Below are 1729 nucleotides of genomic sequence, written 5' to 3'. Positions count from 1 at the left end.
GACTGATGGGGCGAAGGGGTCGAAGGGGTCTAAGGGGCGGCGACTTTCGGACGCTCAGTTGGGCTGGTCCGGGACGGTCACGAAGTCGATGAGACGTTCCACGGAGCCCAGCAGGGCCGGTTCCAGGTCCTTGTAGCTGCGGACCGAGGCCAGGACGCGCTGCCAGGCGGCGCCGGTGTTCTCCGGCCAGCCCAGGGCGCGGCACACCCCGGTCTTCCAGTCCTGGCCGCGGGGCACGGTGGGCCAGGCGGGGATGCCGACCGAGGCCGGCTTCACCGCCTCCCAGATGTCGACATAGGGGTGTCCGACCACCAGGACGTCCGTGCCGGTCACCTCGGCGGCGATCCGGGACTCCTTGGAGCCGGGCACCAGGTGGTCCACCAGGACCCCGAGGCGGGCGTCCGGGCCGGGGGAGAAGGACTGGACGATGGCGGGCAGGTCGTCCACGCCCTCCAGGTACTCGACCACCACGCCCTCGATGCGCAGGTCGTCGCCCCAGACCCGTTCCACCAGCTCCGCGTCGTGCCGGCCCTCCACATAGATGCGGCCCGCCCGGGCGACCCGGGCCCGGGCGCCGGGGACGGCGATGGAGCCGGAGGCGGTCAGCCGCGGGCCGGCCGGTGCCTGGACGGTGCTCGGCCGGACCAGGGTGACCACCCGGCCCTCCAGCAGGAAGCCGCGCGGCTCCAGCGGGAAGACCCGGTGCTTCCCGAAGCGGTCCTCCAGGGTGACGGTGGGGCCCTGGGCCGTCTTCTCGCAGCGGACCACCGCCCCGCAGAAGCCGGTGGCGACCTCCTCCACCACCAGGTCCTGCTCGGCGGCCACCTCGGGCGCGGGGGCCTGCCGCTTCCAGGGCGGGGTCAGATCGGGGCCGTACTGTCTGCTGCGCACCGGCCGACGATACGAAGAAAGGGCCGGCGGGCGCTACGACACGCCGGACCCGGCGCCCGGGCCGGTGTCGGGGCCGCCGCGGATCGCGCCGCCGGCGAGTTCGGCGCGCTGGGCCCGGACGAAGGCCGCGTCCACCACCGCGCCGTGCCCCGGTACGTACCGCGCCTCCTCGCCGCCCAGCGCCAGCAGCCGGTCCAGGGCCGCGGGCCAGCGGGACACCACCGCGTCCGGTCCGGCCTGCGGCTCCCCGGACTCCTCGACCAGGTCGCCGCAGAACAGCACGTCCGGGGCCGCCGGCCCACCGGGGACCAGCACCGCCAGGTCGTGGCCGGTGTGGCCGGGGCCGACGTTGGCCAGCAGCACCCGCCGCCCGCCGCCCAGATCGACGGTGAGCTCTCCGGACACCGCGTGCTGCGGGGGTACGAGCAGGTCGGCGGCGTCGGCCGCGGCCCGCGGGTCCACTCCGTGCCGTACCGCGTCCGCCCGCAGCTCGTCCTTGCCGCGGAGCAGGAGCTCGGCCATGCCCACCGCGCCGTACACCGCGCAACCGGCGAAGGCCGCGGTGCCCAGCACATGGTCGAAGTGCGGGTGGGTGAGCGCGATGTGGGTGGGGCGGCGCCCGAAGAGCGCGGTGACCTCCCGGCGGATCCGGGCCCCGTCGGCCAGGGTGGCGCCGGTGTCGATCACCAGTACGCCGTCCTCGCCGGCGACGGCGCCGATCGTCTCGTCCCAGCCGGGCAGTCTCAGTCGGGCCACCCCGGGCGCCAGACGCTCCCAGCCTGCGGGTTCAGCGGTGCTGTCCATGGGGCAGACGCTATCGCCCGCTGGGCTCCCCGGG

2 protein-coding genes are annotated in these 1729 nt (G+C 75.5%); both read right to left on the bottom strand.

Annotated features, from left to right (window positions below):
* Positions 1 to 54 precede the first annotated feature (54 nt).
* Positions 55 to 891 (bottom strand): DUF3097 domain-containing protein, encoded by an 837-nt coding sequence (locus tag E4099_RS31770; protein ID WP_135342551.1) that lies wholly within the window; start codon positions 889 to 891, stop codon positions 55 to 57.
* Between the two features lie 33 nt (positions 892 to 924).
* The gene (locus tag E4099_RS31765) at positions 925 to 1695 is read right to left on the bottom strand and encodes an MBL fold metallo-hydrolase (RefSeq protein ID WP_135342550.1); all 771 of its coding nucleotides are present in this window, start codon (positions 1693 to 1695) and stop codon (positions 925 to 927) included.
* Positions 1696 to 1729: the final 34 nt, after the last annotated feature.

The organism is Streptomyces palmae (genome assembly GCF_004684805.1).
In the GTDB taxonomy this organism is placed as follows: Bacteria; Actinomycetota; Actinomycetes; order Streptomycetales; family Streptomycetaceae; genus Streptomyces; species Streptomyces palmae.
This window is presented reverse-complemented; position numbering and strand designations above follow the sequence as displayed.

Excerpts from the sequence above, each read along its gene's own strand:
- E4099_RS31765 (WP_135342550.1), bottom strand. The coding sequence starts at position 1,695 with ATGGACAGCACCGCTGAACCCGCAGGCTGGGAGCGTCTGGCGCCCGGG.